This is a genomic window from Elioraea sp. (genome assembly GCF_051860475.1).
Classification (GTDB): Bacteria; Pseudomonadota; Alphaproteobacteria; order Acetobacterales; family Acetobacteraceae; genus Elioraea.
This window is the reverse complement of sequence record NZ_JBHYDW010000268.1, coordinates 1-2,195: the sequence shown is the minus strand read 5'-3', so window position 1 is coordinate 2,195 and position 2,195 is coordinate 1. Positions and strand designations below refer to the sequence as shown.

Here is a 2,195-nt window from a genome sequence, read left to right as displayed (position 1 = left end):
TGGGGGGGCACTGCCTAACTCCTGTGGCCCCCGGGGCCCCTAGTTGCACCCGCGCCCAAACTCCACCGGGCGGCTTCATTTGTCCTTTTTTTTTTTGGCCCGGGGGGGGGTTCGGGGACCCCCCCCCCGTGACCCCACCCCCCCGATCATCAGGGCCGCTGGCCTGGCATTGGCCGCGGCCGTACTGTTCACCGCCGAGGTGGTGTTCGTGAAGCTGCTCGCGAACACCGTCCCGGTGACGACGATCGTGCTGGCGCGAGCGGCCGGCCAGATCGTCTATGTCGCCCCGCTGCTCGCACGTCGCGGCATGAGCCTGCTGCGCACCTCACGCCCGGCTCTGCACCTCGCGCGCGGCACGTTCAGCCTGGTGTGCTGGGGGCTCTACTACTGGTCGTTCCAGAAGCTCGATCTCGCAACCGCGACGGTGCTGTCGTTCACCTCCGTGATGTTCGTCACCGCGCTCGCCGGGCCCGTGCTCGGCGAAATCGTGCGCTGGCGACGCTGGAGCGCCACGATCGTCGGGTTCCTCGGCGTCGTGCTGGTGGCGAGGCCGCTCGACGTCACCATCGACCCCGCAATTGGCATCGCGCTGCTCTCCGCGCTGTTCGGCTCGGGGATCGTGCTCACCACCAAGAAGCTCTCGGCAACCGAGCGCACCGAGACGATCCTGCTCTATATCGGTCTTGTCACGTTCTCCGGCTCGCTGCCGATCGCCGCCCCGTTCCTTGCCGTGCCCGAGCCGTGGCAGGCGCTCTGGCTTACCCTGATGGCGGTGACAGGGCCGGCCGGGATGCATCTCTGGATCAACGCGTTCCGCCTTGCCGACGCCACCGTGGTCTCGCCGCTCGGCTATACGCGTCTTGTGTTCTCCACCCTCGCGGGGCTGCAGCTGTTCAACGAGACGCCCGACGCATGGATGGCCGCCGGTGCACTACTGATCGTCGGCTCGGCGCTCTACATCACGCTGCGCGAGGCGAAGGTCGCGCGCCAGGGGCGATAGCGGGCACACCCTCTTGCGAGTCCAGGCGGCGTCCCGCCATGCTCCCGGCCATGGCCTTCGCCCACGCGGTCGGCGGCACGCGCTACGTCTTCCCCGACCTCCGCACGCTGCTTGCACGCGCGAGCCCGTTCCGCTCGGGTGATGCCCTCGCGGGCATCGCCGCCACGAGCGCAGCCGAGCGCGTCGCCGCGCAGCGTGCGCTGGCGGATCTGCCTCTGCGACGCTTCCTCGACGAGACGGTGATCCCTTACGAGCACGACGATGTCACGCGACTGATCGTCGACACCCACGACCCGGCCGCCTTCACCCCCGTCGCGCACATGACGGTCGGGCAGTTTCGCGACTGGCTGCTCACGGATGCGGCGAGTACCCAGGCGCTGACGGCCCTGCGTGCCGGGCTGACGCCGGAAATGGCGGCCGCCGTCTCGAAGATCATGCGCATCGCCGACCTGATCGCTGTCGCCGCCAAGGGCCGCGTGGTCACGCGGCTCCGCAACACGATCGGACTGCCCGGCACGCTCTCAGTGCGGCTCCAGCCGAACGACCCGGCAGACGATCCGCGCGGGGTCGCTGCGTCCACGCTGGACGGGCTGCTGCTCGGCGCCGGCGACGCGGTGATCGGCGTCAACCCCGCCACCGACAACGTCGAGACAACGATCCGTCTGCTTGATCTGCTCGACATGGTGCGCGACCGCTATGCGATCCCCACCCAGACCTGCGTGCTTGCGCATGTGACCACGTTGCTCACGGCGATCGCGCGTGGCGCGCCTGTTGACTTGGTGTTCCAGTCGATCGGCGGGACCGAGGCGGTGAACCGCTCCTTCGGCGTCTCGCTTGCGCTGCTGGAGGAGGCACGCGAGGCGGCGATGGCGCTGAAGCGCGGCACGCTCGGCGACAACGTGATGTATTTCGAGACCGGACAAGGGAGCGCGCTCTCGGCGGACGCACATCACGGCGTCGACCAGCAGACGCTGGAGGCGCGCGCCTATGCGGTCGCGCGCACCTTCCATCCGCTGCTGGTGAACTCGGTGGTCGGATTCATCGGTCCCGAGTACCTCTACGACGGCAAGCAGATCATCCGCGCGGGGCTCGAGGATCATTTCTGCGGCAAGCTGCTCGGCCTGCCGATGGGGGTGGATGTCTGCTACACCAACCACGCCGAGGCCGACCAGGACGACATGGACGCGCTGCTGAC

General features: G+C 68.7%; 2 protein-coding genes. Both read left to right on the top strand.

Annotated features, from left to right (window positions below; translation table 11 throughout):
• Positions 1-169 precede the first annotated feature (169 nt).
• Complete coding sequence (locus tag ACTIFU_RS23510; protein ID WP_439580756.1) at positions 170-1,000, top strand: DMT family transporter; 831 nt, start codon at positions 170-172, stop codon at positions 998-1,000.
• Between the two features lie 50 nt (positions 1,001-1,050).
• The coding region (gene eutB / locus ACTIFU_RS23505; RefSeq protein ID WP_439580757.1) for an ethanolamine ammonia-lyase subunit EutB at positions 1,051-2,195 on the top strand (1,145 nt) is incomplete at its 3' end.